General features: G+C 65.6%; 8 protein-coding genes and 3 rRNA genes. 2 read left to right on the top strand and 9 right to left on the bottom strand.

Going from position 1 to position 15,909, the window contains the following annotated elements:
• Positions 1 to 3 precede the first annotated feature (3 nt).
• From QFZ82_RS32470 to QFZ82_RS32440, 7 genes are all read right to left on the bottom strand, one after another.
• Entirely contained in the window at positions 4 to 336 is a 333-nt protein-coding gene (locus QFZ82_RS32470) for a small basic family protein (protein ID WP_168437949.1), read from the bottom strand.
• Entirely contained in the window at positions 333 to 1,259 is a 927-nt protein-coding gene (locus tag QFZ82_RS32465; RefSeq protein WP_307716516.1) for a DUF881 domain-containing protein, read from the bottom strand. The genes QFZ82_RS32470 and QFZ82_RS32465 overlap by 4 nt, the downstream gene beginning before the upstream one ends.
• 98 nt (positions 1,260 to 1,357) lie before the next feature.
• Entirely contained in the window at positions 1,358 to 3,853 is a 2,496-nt protein-coding gene (locus QFZ82_RS32460; RefSeq protein WP_307716515.1) for a mannose-1-phosphate guanyltransferase, read from the bottom strand.
• Positions 3,854 to 3,962: 109 nt separating this feature from the next.
• Positions 3,963 to 4,571 (bottom strand): CDP-alcohol phosphatidyltransferase family protein, encoded by a 609-nt coding sequence (locus QFZ82_RS32455; RefSeq protein WP_307716514.1) that lies wholly within the window; start codon positions 4,569 to 4,571, stop codon positions 3,963 to 3,965.
• A 155-nt stretch (positions 4,572 to 4,726) separates the two neighbouring features.
• A 5S ribosomal RNA gene (rrf, locus tag QFZ82_RS32450) occupies positions 4,727 to 4,843 on the bottom strand.
• A gap of 79 nt (positions 4,844 to 4,922) precedes the next feature.
• A 23S ribosomal RNA gene (locus QFZ82_RS32445) occupies positions 4,923 to 8,046 on the bottom strand.
• Positions 8,047 to 8,333: 287 nt separating this feature from the next.
• Positions 8,334 to 9,860 (bottom strand): 16S ribosomal RNA (locus tag QFZ82_RS32440).
• Together the 16S, 23S and 5S rRNA genes form the textbook arrangement of a ribosomal RNA operon.
• A gap of 583 nt (positions 9,861 to 10,443) precedes the next feature.
• Between QFZ82_RS32440 and QFZ82_RS32435 the strand changes: the two genes are divergently transcribed.
• Both QFZ82_RS32435 and ptsP read left to right on the top strand, forming a co-directional pair.
• On the top strand, positions 10,444 to 10,893 hold the full coding sequence (locus QFZ82_RS32435) for a PTS glucose transporter subunit IIA (RefSeq protein WP_307716513.1): 450 nt from the start codon (positions 10,444 to 10,446) through the stop codon (positions 10,891 to 10,893).
• Positions 10,894 to 10,969: 76 nt separating this feature from the next.
• Positions 10,970 to 12,640 carry a phosphoenolpyruvate--protein phosphotransferase gene (gene ptsP, locus QFZ82_RS32430; protein WP_307716512.1) on the top strand — a complete coding sequence of 557 codons (1,671 nt, stop codon included), beginning with the start codon at positions 10,970 to 10,972 and terminating at the stop codon, positions 12,638 to 12,640.
• 64 nt (positions 12,641 to 12,704) lie between these two features.
• Here the strand turns inward: ptsP and QFZ82_RS32425 are convergent, their stop codons facing one another.
• Positions 12,705 to 13,613, bottom strand: coding sequence for a hypothetical protein (locus QFZ82_RS32425; protein ID WP_307716511.1), 909 nt, complete (start codon positions 13,611 to 13,613; stop codon positions 12,705 to 12,707).
• Between the two features lie 113 nt (positions 13,614 to 13,726).
• On the bottom strand, positions 13,727 to 15,703 hold the full coding sequence (locus tag QFZ82_RS32420; protein WP_307716510.1) for an acetoacetate--CoA ligase: 1,977 nt from the start codon (positions 15,701 to 15,703) through the stop codon (positions 13,727 to 13,729).
• Positions 15,704 to 15,909 lie beyond the last annotated feature (206 nt).

Below are 15,909 nucleotides of genomic sequence, written 5' to 3'. Positions count from 1 at the left end.
TCGTCACGCCCGGAAGACATGCCGGCGGATCGCGGCGGCGTTGGAGAAGATCCGGATACCGAGGACGACGACCACGCCGGTCGACAACTGCGCACCGACGCCGAGCTTGTCGCCGAGAAAGACGATCAGCGCGGCCACGACCACGTTCGACAGGAAGGAGACGACGAAGACCTTGTCGACGAAGATCCCGTCGAGCATGGCCCGCAGACCGCCGAACACCGCGTCCAGGGCGGCGACGACCGCGATCGGAAGGTAAGGCTCGACCACCGCCGGCACCTCGGGCCGGATCAACAGTCCGACCACGACTCCGGCGACGAGGCCCAGTACGGCGATCACGATGTGCCCTTCCCTGTGTCTGCCGTCCCCGGCCCGCTGCCCCGGTCGGCGTCGGCGGTCATCGGCTCTGCTGTACGTACGATCAAGCTGGGGGCCGCGGGCAACCGCACCGTCTGCTCGTCGGAAATGCTGGAGCGGATACCGAAGTTCTCCTGCAACGCGTGCAGATACTGCCCGTCGGCGCTGTCCTGGAACGCGGTGCTCAGCTTGTTCCCGTCCCCCACCGCGAGCACCGTGTACGGCGGTACCAGCGGCCTGTTGTCGACCAGTATGGCGTCGCCCGCGGCACGGATCGCCGACAGGGCCGTCAGTCGCTGCCCATTGATGGCGACGGCCTCGGCTCCCGACTCCCACAGCCCGTTGACGACACGCTGCATGTCACGGTCGCGGACCCGGCCCGTGTCGGAGAACCCGCTGCTCTCACGCGGCCCGTCACCGCCCTGGTCGGTGCCCTTGGCGTCGTCCACGACGAGTTTCACGCCCGGCCCGGACACCTCCGTGGCGCCGGCCAGCAGACCCACGAGCGCGCCCTGGTCGCCGCCCTGGGTGTTGAGGGCCCTGCGCTGGCGCTCCTGGACGTCGTCGCGGAGCGCGTCGACGCTCTCTTCCAGCTTGTCCACGGACTCGGTCTGCGCCTGGACGCGGTCGATCAGCTCCTCGCGCTCCTTCGCCAGGACCGGTGCCGATACCCGCGCCTCGGCGGCACCCACGGTGACGATGACGGCCGCCAGCACCAGGCCGGCGGCGAGCCCGAGCTTGGCGCGCAGCGTCCGGGGCAGTCCCCCGTGCTCGGCCCGGCGCGCGGCCGCTTCCGCGTACCCGTCGTCGAGGCTGTGCTCCATCACGTTCGTCAGCAGCGACATCGACGCATCGGGACGCGCGGGCGGAGAACCTGTGCTCCGAACGGGGGGCTGCTGCGACATGCCGCACATCGTCGCATGTCGCAGCCGCTACCGCCGAATGGCCCCACCGGTGTGCCGGACACCGCCCCGGAAAGGCGGGCGGCACACCGACGGGCGCCTCACCGACCCGCGCTGTCCACGACCGACGCCCATTCGTCGAGCAGGGCCTGCGCCGAGGCGTCGTCGGGTCCCTCCGCCCACAGATGGGTGACCGCCTCGGCCGGGTCGGGCAGGACCATCACCCAGCGTCCGTCGGCCTCCACGACCCGCACCCCGTCCGTGGTGTCGACATGTCGATCGCCAGCGGCCTCGACGACCCGGCGCATCACCAGACCCTTGACGGCCCAGGGCGTGGCCAGATCCCGCTTGAGCACGTGCGCCCGCGGAATCCGGGCGTCGATCTGGCTCAGCGTGAGCTGCGTACGGGCCACCAGCCCCACGAGCCGCACGAACGCGGCCGTGCCGTCGAAGACACTGCTGAACTCCGGCACGATGAAGCCGCCGCGGCCGTCACCGCCGAAGATCGTGGTCTCCTCCCGGCCCACACGGGTCAGGTCGTCCGGTGACGTCGTCGTCCACTCCACCTGGGTCCCGTGGTACGCGGCGACCTGCTCGGCGATCCTCGTGGTGGTCACCGGCAGGGCGACCCGGCCGCTGCGCCGCTCGGCGGCCACGAGGTCCAGCAGGACCAGCAGCGCCCGGTCGTCCTCGACGATCCGCCCGCGCTCGTCGACGAGGGACAGCCGCTCGCCGACGGGGTCGAAGCGGACACCGAACGCGGCCCTCGCGGAGGCGACGATCTCACCGAGCCGCACGAGCCCCGACCTGCGCGTGTCCGCGGACTCGGTCGGCCGGGACTCGTCCAGACCCGGGTTGATCGTCAGCGCGTCGACACCGAGGCGGCCGAGGAGGCTCGGCAGAACGAGGCCGGCACTGCCGTTGGACGCGTCGATGACCACCTTGAGCCCGGACTCGGCGATCCCCGACGTGTCCACGTTGCGCAGCAGGGAGCCCGTGTACGAGTCGAACACGCTCGACGGGAAGTGCAGGTCACCGATCTCGCCGGGGAACGCACGACGGTACTCCTGGCGCGCGTACACCCGGTCCAGCTTCCGCTGGCCGCCCTGGGACAGGTCGGCACCACGTTCGTCGAAGAACATGATGTCGACGGAGTCCGGCACGCCCGGGGACGTGCGGATCATGATGCCGCCCGCGCTGCCCCTGGCCGTCTGCTGCCGCGCCACGGGCAACGGCACGTTCTCCAGGTCCCGGACGTCGATGGCACTGGCCTGGAGCGCGGAGATGACCGCCCGCTTCAGGGCGCGTGCACCACGGGAGTGGTCACGCGCCGTGGTGACGGTGGCGCCCTTCTTGAGCGTCGTCGCGTACGCCCCGGCGAGGCGCACCGCGAGCTCGGGGGTGATCTCCACGTTCAGGATGCCGGTGACACCCCTGGCGCCGAACAGATGCGCCTGCCCCCGGGACTCCCAGATGACCGAGGTGTTGACGAACGCGCCGGCCTCGATGGTCTTGAACGGATAGACCCGCACATTGCCCTGAACAATCGATTCCTCACCCACCAGGCATTCGTCGCCGATCACCGCACCGTCCTCGATGCGCGCGGCGCGCATGATGTCGGTGTTCTTGCCGATGACGCAGCCTCGCAGGTTGGCCTGCTGCCCGATGTAGACGTTGTCGTGGACCACGGCCTTGTGGAGGAACGCCCCGGACTTCACGACGACGTTGGAGCCCACGACCGTGTGCTCGCGGATCTCGGCGCCGGCTTCGACCTTGGCGTAGTCCCCGATGTAGAGCGGCCCCCGTAGCACCGCGTCGGGATGCACCTCGGCCCCTTCGGCGACCCACACTCCGGGAGAGATCTCGAACCCGTCGAGCTCGACGTCGACCTTCCGCTCCAGGACGTCGGCCTGCGCCTTCACATAGCTCTCGTGCGTGCCGACGTCTTCCCAGTAGCCCTCGGCGATGTAGCCGTAGATCGGCTTGCCTTCCTTCATGAGCTGCGGGAAGACGTCCCCCGACCAGTCGACGGGCACATCGGCCTCGACGTAGTCGAAGACCTCGGGCTCCATGACGTAAATGCCCGTGTTCACGGTGTCCGAGAAGACCTGCCCCCAGGTCGGCTTCTCGAGGAACCGCTCGACCTTTCCCTCCTCGTCGACGATGGTGATGCCGAATTCCAGAGGGTTGGGCACCCGTGTCAGACAGACGGTGACAAGGGCGCCCTTCTCCTTGTGGAAGGAGATCAGGTCGGTGAGGTCGAAATCGGTGAGGGCGTCACCGGAAATGACGAGGAACGCGTCGTCCTTCAGCGCTTCCTCGGCATTCTTGACACTCCCCGCAGTGCCGAGTGGCTTCTCCTCGTTGGCATAGGTGAGCTCCATTCCGAGCTCTTCGCCGTCACCGAAGTAGTTCCTGACGAGTGAGGCGAGAAACTGAACGGTAACGACGGTCTCGGTGAGCCCGTGCCGCTTGAGCAGCCGCAGTACATGCTCCATGATCGGCCGGTTCGCCACCGGCAGGAGCGGTTTGGGCATGCTCGAGGTCATGGGGCGAAGTCGCGTTCCTTCGCCACCAGCCATCACGACGGCCTTCATGTCGGAAGCGTCCTCCTTGAAGAGATGACGGTCCAGCCGACTTCACCCGCACAACAAACCCTCAGGGCATCCACGGCCGGCGACACTGCCGGTCACCGTGTCTTCGGGGTCAATCGGCCTCTGCGTCCGCCTTGACGAGTCGGCGGACCTGAACCACATAGAGGATCCCTGCCCACCAATACAGAGTTGTACCCCATCCGGCGAACGCCCATCCGAAAATCGCGGCCAGTGACGCAAGCCATCCCGTTCCGTCACTCAGGAGCAGCAAGGGGAAGGCATACATGAGGTTGAAGGTGGCCGCCTTGCCCAGGAAGTTCACCTGCGGCGGCGGATAACCGCGCCTTCGGAGGATGTACACCATCACCAGCAGCATCAGTTCCCGGGCGAGAAGTGCAGCGGTCAACCAGATCGGGAGAATCTCGCGCCAGGTCAGTCCCACGAGAGTGGAGAGGATGTAGAGCCGGTCGGCGGCGGGGTCGAGGATGCGGCCCAGGCTGCTGATCTGGTTCCACCGGCGGGCGAGCTTCCCGTCGAGATAGTCGCTCACTCCGCTCAGCATCAGAACGAGCAGTGCCCAGCCGTCGCTCTTGGGCCCGCCGAACTCGGGGCGAAGAATCAGCCACAGGAAGAGCGGCACCCCGACAAGCCGCGCCATGCTGAGGATGTTGGGGATGGTGAGCACCCGCTCCGTCTGGACGCGGGTCTCCTGGACCTCCACCCGGGGGCCTCCTGTGGGAAACGTACCAACGATGCCCCCTGACCTTACCGGCAGTCGCTCCGACACCGAGCACAGGGGGTCGGAGCTCGCCTTCATACGATCCCGGAACGCAGGAAAGCCCCGGAACAGTGTTCCGGGGCTTTCCCACAATGATTGTTCGGCGGCGTCCTACTCTCCCACAGGGTCCCCCCTGCAGTACCATCGGCGCTGAAAGGCTTAGCTTCCGGGTTCGGAATGTAACCGGGCGTTTCCCTAACGCAATGACCACCGAAACTCTATGAAGATGTCCGAACTACCAGCCGGCAAGGCGAGTTCGTTACTTCAGAACTAACACAGTGGACGCGAGCAACTGAGGACAAGCCCTCGGCCTATTAGTACCGGTCAACTCCACCAGTTACCTGGCTTCCATATCCGGCCTATCAACCCAGTCGTCTACTGGGAGCCTTACCCTCTCAAGGAGGTGGGAGTCCTCATCTCGAAGCAGGCTTCCCGCTTAGATGCTTTCAGCGGTTATCCTTTCCGAACGTAGCCAACCAGCCATGCCCTTGGCAGGACAACTGGCACACCAGAGGTTCGTCCGTCCCGGTCCTCTCGTACTAGGGACAGCCCTTCTCAAGACTCCTACGCGCACAGCGGATAGGGACCGAACTGTCTCACGACGTTCTAAACCCAGCTCGCGTACCGCTTTAATGGGCGAACAGCCCAACCCTTGGGACCGACTCCAGCCCCAGGATGCGACGAGCCGACATCGAGGTGCCAAACCATCCCGTCGATATGGACTCTTGGGGAAGATCAGCCTGTTATCCCCGGGGTACCTTTTATCCGTTGAGCGACGGCGCTTCCACAAGCCACCGCCGGATCACTAGTCCCGACTTTCGTCCCTGCTCGACCCGTCGGTCTCACAGTCAAGCTCCCTTGTGCACTTACACTCAACACCTGATTGCCAACCAGGCTGAGGGAACCTTTGGGCGCCTCCGTTACCCTTTGGGAGGCAACCGCCCCAGTTAAACTACCCATCAGACACTGTCCCTGATCCGGATCACGGACCCAGGTTAGACATCCAGCACGACCAGAGTGGTATTTCAACGACGACTCCACCTGAACTGGCGTCCAAGCTTCACAGTCTCCCACCTATCCTACACAAGCCGAACCGAACACCAATATCAAACTGTAGTAAAGGTCCCGGGGTCTTTCCGTCCTGCTGCGCGAAACGAGCATCTTTACTCGTAGTGCAATTTCACCGGGCCTATGGTTGAGACAGTCGAGAAGTCGTTACGCCATTCGTGCAGGTCGGAACTTACCCGACAAGGAATTTCGCTACCTTAGGATGGTTATAGTTACCACCGCCGTTTACTGGCGCTTAAGTTCTCAGCTTCGCCGACCCGAAAGTCAGCTAACCGGTCCCCTTAACGTTCCAGCACCGGGCAGGCGTCAGTCCGTATACATCGCCTTACGGCTTCGCACGGACCTGTGTTTTTAGTAAACAGTCGCTTCTCGCTGGTCTCTGCGGCCACCCCCAGCTCAAGCAGCAAGTGCTCTCACCGGTGATGGCCCCCCTTCTCCCGAAGTTACGGGGGCATTTTGCCGAGTTCCTTAACCATAGTTCACCCGAACGCCTCGGTATTCTCTACCTGACCACCTGAGTCGGTTTAGGGTACGGGCCGCCATGAAACTCGCTAGAGGCTTTTCTCGACAGCATAGGATCATCCACTTCACCACAATCGGCTCGGCATCAGGTCTCAGCCTTGATGTTGTGCGGATTTGCCTACACAACGGCCTACACTCTTACCCCGGGACAACCACCGCCCGGGCTGGACTACCTTCCTGCGTCACCCCATCACTTACCTACTACCGCCTTGGGTCAGCGGCTCCACCACTCCGACCTCGTCCGAAGACTCAGCCGGCGGCTTCACGGCCTTAGCATTAACGGGTTCAGTACTGGGCGTTTCAAAGCGGGTACCGGAATATCAACCGGTTGTCCATCGACTACGCCTGTCGGCCTCGCCTTAGGTCCCGACTTACCCTGGGCAGATCAGCTTGACCCAGGAACCCTTAGTCAATCGGCGCACACGTTTCTCACGTGTGTATCGCTACTCATGCCTGCATTCTCACTCGTGAACCGTCCACAACTCGCTTCCGCGGCTGCTTCACCCGGCACACGACGCTCCCCTACCCATCACAGTCCCCGTTGGGGGTATGTACTGCAATGACACGACTTCGGCGGTACGCTTGAGCCCCGCTACATTGTCGGCGCGGAATCACTTGACCAGTGAGCTATTACGCACTCTTTCAAGGGTGGCTGCTTCTAAGCCAACCTCCTGGTTGTCTCTGCGACTCCACATCCTTTCCCACTTAGCGTACGCTTAGGGGCCTTAGTCGATGCTCTGGGCTGTTTCCCTCTCGACCATGGAGCTTATCCCCCACAGTCTCACTGCCGCGCTCTCACTTACCGGCATTCGGAGTTTGGCTAAGGTCAGTAACCCGGTAGGGCCCATCGCCTATCCAGTGCTCTACCTCCGGCAAGAAACACACGACGCTGCACCTAAATGCATTTCGGGGAGAACCAGCTATCACGGAGTTTGATTGGCCTTTCACCCCTAACCACAGGTCATCCCCCAGGTTTTCAACCCTGGTGGGTTCGGTCCTCCACGAAGTCTTACCTCCGCTTCAACCTGCCCATGGCTAGATCACTCCGCTTCGGGTCTTGAGCGCGCTACTATGTCGCCCTGTTCGGACTCGCTTTCGCTACGGCTTCCCCACACGGGTTAACCTCGCAACACACCGCAAACTCGCAGGCTCATTCTTCAAAAGGCACGCAGTCACGAGATACAAGCAAGCTTGCATCCGACGCTCCCACGGCTTGTAGGCACACGGTTTCAGGTACTATTTCACTCCGCTCCCGCGGTACTTTTCACCATTCCCTCACGGTACTATCCGCTATCGGTCACCAGGGAATATTTAGGCTTAGCGGGTGGTCCCGCCAGATTCACACGGGATTTCTCGGGCCCCGTGCTACTTGGGTGTTCTCCAAACGAGCCGCTGATGTTTCAGCTACGGGGGTCTTACCCTCTACGCCGGACCTTTCGCATGTCCTTCGCCTACATCAACGGTTTCTGACTCGTCTCACGGCCGGCAGACCGTGAAAGGAAAATCCCACAACCCCGTATGCGCAACCCCTGCCGGGTATCACACGCATACGGTTTGGCCTCATCCGGTTTCGCTCGCCACTACTCCCGGAATCACGGTTGTTTTCTCTTCCTGAGGGTACTGAGATGTTTCACTTCCCCTCGTTCCCTCCACACTGCCTATGTGTTCAGCAGTGGGTGACAGCCCATGACGACTGCCGGGTTTCCCCATTCGGAAACCCCCGGATCAAAGCCTGGTTGACGACTCCCCGGGGACTATCGTGGCCTCCCACGTCCTTCATCGGTTCCTGGTGCCAAGGCATCCACCGTGCGCCCTTAAAAACTTGGCCACAGATGCTCGCGTCCACTGTGCAGTTCTCAAGCAACGACCAGCCACCCACCACCCCGCCGACAAGCGGCGAGTTCACTGGGGCCGGCATCCCGAAGGGCAAGCAACGCTCGCACCCTCAGACACCCAACAGCGTGCCCGGCACAGCCGATCCCTGGATGGTCGCGTTCCACGCTCCGAGGAGCAGTACTAGCGGTCACCAGTGACCGAGTGCGCCGAATAATCAACGTTCCACCCATGAGCTGACCGTGCAGAACGTTTGTCTGCAATCGGTGCTGTGCTCCTTAGAAAGGAGGTGATCCAGCCGCACCTTCCGGTACGGCTACCTTGTTACGACTTCGTCCCAATCGCCAGTCCCACCTTCGACAGCTCCCTCCCCGAGGGGTTGGGCCACCGGCTTCGGGTGTTACCGACTTTCGTGACGTGACGGGCGGTGTGTACAAGGCCCGGGAACGTATTCACCGCAGCAATGCTGATCTGCGATTACTAGCAACTCCGACTTCATGGGGTCGAGTTGCAGACCCCAATCCGAACTGAGACCGGCTTTTTGAGATTCGCTCCGCCTCGCGGCTTCGCAGCTCTTTGTACCGGCCATTGTAGCACGTGTGCAGCCCAAGACATAAGGGGCATGATGACTTGACGTCGTCCCCACCTTCCTCCGAGTTGACCCCGGCAGTCTCCTGTGAGTCCCCATCACCCCGAAGGGCATGCTGGCAACACAGAACAAGGGTTGCGCTCGTTGCGGGACTTAACCCAACATCTCACGACACGAGCTGACGACAGCCATGCACCACCTGTATACCGACCACAAGGGGGCGACCATCTCTGGCCGTTTCCGGTATATGTCAAGCCTTGGTAAGGTTCTTCGCGTTGCGTCGAATTAAGCCACATGCTCCGCTGCTTGTGCGGGCCCCCGTCAATTCCTTTGAGTTTTAGCCTTGCGGCCGTACTCCCCAGGCGGGGAACTTAATGCGTTAGCTGCGGCACCGACGACGTGGAATGTCGCCAACACCTAGTTCCCAACGTTTACGGCGTGGACTACCAGGGTATCTAATCCTGTTCGCTCCCCACGCTTTCGCTCCTCAGCGTCAGTAATGGCCCAGAGATCCGCCTTCGCCACCGGTGTTCCTCCTGATATCTGCGCATTTCACCGCTACACCAGGAATTCCGATCTCCCCTACCACACTCTAGCCTGCCCGTATCGAATGCAGACCCGGGGTTAAGCCCCGGGCTTTCACATCCGACGTGACAAGCCGCCTACGAGCTCTTTACGCCCAATAATTCCGGACAACGCTTGCGCCCTACGTATTACCGCGGCTGCTGGCACGTAGTTAGCCGGCGCTTCTTCTGCAGGTACCGTCACTTTCGCTTCTTCCCTGCTGAAAGAGGTTTACAACCCGAAGGCCGTCATCCCTCACGCGGCGTCGCTGCATCAGGCTTTCGCCCATTGTGCAATATTCCCCACTGCTGCCTCCCGTAGGAGTCTGGGCCGTGTCTCAGTCCCAGTGTGGCCGGTCGCCCTCTCAGGCCGGCTACCCGTCGTCGCCTTGGTAGGCCATCACCCCACCAACAAGCTGATAGGCCGCGGGCTCATCCTGCACCGCCGGAGCTTTCAACCGCAGACCATGCGATCCGCAGTGTTATCCGGTATTAGACCCCGTTTCCAGGGCTTGTCCCAGAGTGCAGGGCAGATTGCCCACGTGTTACTCACCCGTTCGCCACTAATCCCCTCCCGAAGGAGGTTCATCGTTCGACTTGCATGTGTTAAGCACGCCGCCAGCGTTCGTCCTGAGCCAGGATCAAACTCTCCATGAATGTTTACCCGTGATCGGGTGACACATCCGAGAGCGGAACAACCGGTCGGAATAAGACCGGTCGTTCACAGCGTCCTCGCTGTGATTGCCATTCCGCAAGCGGGATGGACTTTTTCAAAGGAACCTCGACCATCCGGAGATGGACGGGGTATCAACATATCTGGCGTTGATTTTTGGCACGCTGTTGAGTTCTCAAGGAACGGACGCTTCCTTTGTACTCACCCGCAGAACATCTTCTGGGGCTTTCCTCCGGGCGCTTCCCTTCGGTCTTGCGTTTCCAACACTATCAGGCTTTCTCACTCCCTCTGACCACCCACCCTGCGGACAGCAGTGGTTTAGACCAGTTAGGATCTCGGCTTGATAGCGCTGCCGACCCCCGACTCGATGTCGCGTTGGGGCCAGGCAGGGGTACGACAGTACAGGTCGGCCGCAGTCGAGGCAAATCGCTTGCGGTACCCCCTAGGTCCGTCAACTGGTAGCTGTCATGCGGAACTAGGACTTCATATGACATACCCTGCTGAACAGTGCGTCGTCCGGTACGAGCAGTGACGACGCAGCACGAAATCCCCGCCCTGGGAGGCTCCATGACCACAGTGACGTCCCCTCTCGCCGGACGGGCCATCGGGCTCGCGGCGGTGCCCGATCCGGTGTTCTCCGGCGCGATGGTCGGTCCTGGTACTGCCATCGATCCCGAGCCCGGGGCTACGGAGGCCGTATCCCCCGTCGCGGGCATCGTCGTCTCTCTCCACCCGCACGCGTTCGTCGTCGTCGACGAAGAGGGGCACGGAGTTCTGACGCATCTGGGCATCGACACCGTGCAGCTCAACGGTGAGGGCTTCGAGCTCCTCGTCAACAAGGGGGACACCGTGCAGCGCGGACAGGCTGTGGTCCGGTGGGACCCGGCAGCCGTCGAGGCGGCCGGGAAGTCGCCGATCTGTCCGGTCGTGGCACTCGAGGCCACCCCCGACTCCCTCTCCGACGTCCGTGAGGACGGCGACGTGAAGGCCGGCGACAGCCTCTTCGGCTGGCAGTGACCACCGCACGCCGGTGACGGCGAGTTCGACATCGACCGCGGCGGCACGGATCGCCGCTCAACCGGAGACGGGTGACATGGAGACAACGCTGCGAGGCGTCGGCGTGAGCCACGGGGTGGCGATCGGCGAGGTGCGGCACATGGGCACGGCGGTTCTCGAGCCGCCGGCCAAGCAGATACCGGCGGAGGATGCGGAGCGCGAGCAGGGACGGGCCCGGAAGGCCGTCGAGGCCGTCGCCGCCGACCTGATCGCCCGGGGCAATCTCGCCGGCGGCGAGGCGCAGGCCGTGCTCGAGGCGCAGGCCATGATGGCGCAGGACCCCGAGCTGATGGCGGACGTGGAGCGTCGCATCGCCGTGGGCAGCACGGCCGAGCGTGCCGTGTACGACGCGTTCGCCGCGTACCGGGCCCTGCTGGCGGGTGCCGGTGAGTACCTGGCCGGACGGGTCGCGGATCTGGACGACGTGCGGAACCGGATCGTGGCCCGGCTGCTCGGGGTGCCGATGCCGGGCGTGCCGGACAGCGACGAGCCGTATGTACTGATCGCGCGCGATCTTGCGCCGGCCGACACGGCGCTGCTGGACCCGGCGCTCGTGCTCGGCTTCGTGACCGAGGAGGGCGGTCCGACGAGCCACAGCGCGATCCTGGCGCGTGCGCTCGGCGTCCCCGCTGTCGTGGCTCTGCCGGGCGCGGGCGAGCTGGCCGAGGGCACGCTGATCGCGGTGGACGGCAGCACGGGAGAGATCTTCGTCGAGCCGAGTGCCGAGAAGCGGGCCGCGATGGAGCAGGCCGCCGCCGAGCGCAAGGCCGCCCTCGCGGCGTCGAGCGGACCGGGTGCGACGTCGGACGGGCACAAGGTGCCGCTGCTGGCCAACGTCGGCGGTCCCGCGGACGTGCCGGCGGCCGTGGATGCCGGCGCGGAGGGCGTCGGGCTGTTCCGTACCGAGTTCCTCTTCCTCGACGACAGCAAGCAGGCGCCGTCCGAGGAGAAGCAGGTCCAGGCGTACCGCCAGGTGCTCGAGGCGTTTCCCGAGGGCCGGGTCGTGGTGCGTGTCCTCGACGCGGGTGCCGACAAGCCGCTCGACTTCCTGACGCCGGCCGACGAGCCGAACCCGGCGCTGGGTGTCCGCGGGCTGCGCTCGCTGCTGGACCACCCGGAGGTGCTGCGCACGCAGCTGTCCGCGCTGTCGAAGGCGGCGCAGGGCCTGCCGGTGTACCTCGAGGTCATGGCGCCGATGGTGGCGGACCGTACGGACGCGAAGGCGTTCGCGGACGCGTGCCGGGAGGCGGGGCTGCAGGCGAAGTTCGGCGCGATGGTCGAGATCCCGTCCGCCGCGCTGCGGGCGCGCTCGATCCTGCAGGAGGTCGAGTTCCTTTCGCTGGGGACCAACGACCTCGCTCAGTACACGTTCGCCGCCGACCGGCAGGTGGGTGCGGTGTCGAGGCTGCAGGATCCGTGGCAGCCGGCGCTGCTGGATCTGGTGGCGCTGGCCGCGGAGGCCGCGAAGGCCGAGGCCAAGAGCTGTGGTGTGTGTGGTGAGGCGGCCTCCGATCCGCTGCTCGCGTGTGTGCTGACGGGTCTGGGTGTCACGTCGCTGTCGATGGGCGCGGCGTCCATTCCTTATGTGCGCGCGACGCTGGCGAAGTACACGCTGGCGCAGTGCGAGCGGGCCGCGGCCGCTGCGCGCGCCGCCGACACCGCCGAGGAGGCGCGGCTGGCCGCGCAGGCGGTGCTGTCCGGCGAGTAGTCGTCGGCCGGGTGCTGTCGAAGGGGGGGCTTTCCGCCGGGTGGCGGGAGGCCCCCTTCGCCGTTCAGTGGTGGATGTCCGGGTCGTCGGTGGTGACGGGGAACCCGGCGCAGTACTCGACGCCCGGCTCGGGTGACAGTGGTTCGCCGGTGGCGGCGTCGGTGCAGTAGGCGCTGAAGACCTCGCCCGCGGTGAGCGGGATCAGCCGGCCGTGGTCGAGGCGCCAGCCGTGGAGGTGGTCCGGGCTGCCGGGGCGGCTGGTGCGCAGGACGACTCCGCCGGTGGTTTCGAGGGCGATTCCGGCCGCGAGGACGGTGACGAACTCGGCGCCCTCCCCGGCGTCGATCTCTGCGGAGGCCGAGGCGGAGCCATGGGCGTGGAGCACGGCGAGGAGCTGTTCGTCGGGGCCGGGGACGCTGCACACGAGATGGTGGGTGCCGGGTCCGGCGACTTCGAGGAGCCTCATGAGGATCCGGGACGCCCGGTCGAATGCGGAGCGTCCGATGTCCTGGCCGCAGTCGGCGCAGGTGCCGAGGTCGGCGAGGAGCAGCGTCGCGTACTGCCAGGTGGCGTGGCGGACGGCCTGGTCGATGAGCCGGGGCAGCAGCTCGGTCAGTGGCTGCCCCGTGTAGGTGACGGTGGGGCCGCGGCCGGTGAGCTCGGCGGTGAAGCGGCTGCGGGCCTCGGCGGTGTCGGCGTCGAGGCCGGTCTCCGTGCAGAACTCGGCGTATTCGTCGGGGTCGAAGAGGGCGACCGTGGTGTGCAGCTGCCGGGTGGCGAGTGTCTTCAGGAGTTGCTCGGACTGGCGGAGATAGGTGGTGTGGTCGTCGAAGGTGAAGCTGCGGTAGCGGCGCATCGCGGTGAAGTCGCGGGCGTCGGCGAGGACGCCGACGGTGCTGGGGACTTCGCGGCGCAGGATGCGCCGCATCGATGCGTGGGTGCCCGGCCGCTTGGACCTGCTGGTGTGCGCCATGCTGATTCCCCCCTGAGCGCTGTTGGTCACTGCTCACTCACGGTAGGTGGTGGCACTGACAACGGCGGCCGGTCGCCCCGGACGCCGCCCGGGAGCGGCGTCCGGGCCCGGGGCTACCTGCGGGTGCGGGCCAGGTCCTCGTAGAAGCGCAGGAGTTCGAGGTTGTCGACCGATCCGGGGTTGACCGACTTGTCGAGTGCAGCGCCCTGGAGGAGGCGTTTGACGGGGACCTCGATGCGCTTGCCGGTGAGGGTGTGCGGTACGCCGGGGACCTCGATGATGTCGTCGGGGACGTGACGCGGGGAGAGCTGTTCGCGGATGGTCCGCTTGATGCGGTCCTTGAGGGCGTCGTCGAGTACCGCGCCTTCGGCGAGGTGGACGAACAGGGGCATCCAGTAGCCTCCGTCCGGTTCCTCCAGCCCGATGACGAGCGACTCTCGGATCTCCGGGAGGCGTTCGACCGCCTCGTAGATGTCGGCGGATCCCATGCGCACCCCCTGGCGGTTGAGGGTGGAGTCGGAGCGGCCGTGGATGACCACGGAGCCGGTTTCGCTGATGGTGATCCAGTCCCCGTGCCGCCAGACGCCCGGGTACATCTCGAAGTAACTGTCGCGGTAGCGGCTGCCGTCGGGGTCGTTCCAGAACCGGATGGGCATGGAGGGCATGGGGTTGGTGACGACGAGTTCGCCGACCTCACCGATGAGCGGCTTGCCCTGGGGGTCCCAGGACTGGAGGTCCGTGCCGAGGCAGGCGGCCTGGAGTTCGCCGATGTGGACGGGGAGCGTGGGGACGGCGCCGGCGAAGCAGCTGCAGACGTCGGTGCCGCCGCTGACGGAGGCGATCCAGAGGTCCTCGGCGACCTCGTCGTGGAGCCAGCGGAAGCCGTCGGGCGGCAGGGGGGATCCGGTGGTGGCGACGCAGGCGATCTTGGACAGGTCGTGGTCGCGGGCGGGGTGGACGCCGGCCTTGGCGCAGGCCATGACGTAGGCGGCGGAGGTGCCGAAGAGGGTGGCGCCGGTGCGTTCGGCGATGCTCCACTGGGCGCCGGTGGTGGGGTGGCCGGGGCTGCCGTCGTACAGCACGACGGTGGTGCCGGTGAGGAGGCCGGAGACGAGGAAGTTCCACATCATCCAGCCGGTGGAGGTGTACCAGAAGAAGCGGTCGCCGGGGCCGAGGTCGCAGTGGAGGCCGAGCTGCTTGAAGTGTTCGAGCAGGATGCCGCCCTGTGACTGGACGATGGCCTTGGGCAGGCCGGTGGTGCCGGAGGAGTAGAGGACCCACAGGGGATGGTCGAAGGGGACCTGCTCGAAGACGGGGTCGGCGTCGCCGGCGGTGACCGCGGACCAGTCGAGGGCGCCTTCGGGGGCCCCGGTGCCGAGCAGGGGGATGTGGACGACGGCGCGCAGGGTCGGGAGTTCGCGGCGGAGCTCGGCGACGGTCGCGGTGCGGTCGTGTTCCTTGCCGCCGTAGCGGTAGCCGTCGACGGTGAAGAGGACGACGGGTTCGACCTGCTGGAAGCGGTCGAGGACGCTGCGGGCGCCGAAGTCGGGGGCGCAGGAGGTCCATACGGCGCCGACGGCGGCGGTGGCGAGCAGGGCGGTGACGGCCTGGGGGATGTTGGGGAGGTATCCGCTGACGCGGTCGCCGGGGCGTACGCCGAGGGCGCGCAGCTCGGCGGCGAGTGCGCCGACTTGGCGGCGGAGCTCCGCCCAGCTGATGGGCGTGGGCTTATGTGTCTCGTCCACATGAAGAAGTGCGGGGTCGTGTGCCCGTGCCGGGTCCTCGGCGGTGCGCAGGGCGTGTTCCGCGTAGTTGAGCGTGGCGCCGGGGAACCACTGGGCGCCGGGCATGGTCCGGTCGCCGAGCACGCGCTCGTAGGGGGTGGAGAAGCGGATGTCGAACCAGTCGGCGACGGCCTGCCAGAACGTCTCGAGTTCCGCCACGGACCAGCGGTGCAGCGCCGGGTAGCCGCCCTCGGCCGGTGCTCCGTAGCGCTCGGCGGCCCAGGACTGGAAGTGGGTGACGCGGGCGGCCGCGATGCGGTCGGCGTCGGGCTGCCAGAGCGGGGCGGGGTTCGCTGCTGAGGTCATGGGTCGGCTCCCGGGCTTTCTCTACGCGGTCGGTGCGCGGTGTCTGCGCGGCCCGCGGGCGGGCGGGGTGTGCGCGGACGCGGGCTGAAAGGGACGATGCCACGTGATCGTCTTTCGCACCAGGGCTCTCCGCCCATGGTCGGGAGGGCGAATATGTGCTCCGACCACGGGTGAACGGCAGTTGAACAGGGCACCCGATCCGTCGG

Source organism: Streptomyces sp. V4I23 (genome assembly GCF_030817975.1).
Lineage (GTDB): Bacteria > Actinomycetota > Actinomycetes > Streptomycetales > Streptomycetaceae > Streptomyces.
Note: the sequence above shows the minus strand (reverse complement) of the source record. Positions and strands in the feature narration are given on the sequence as shown.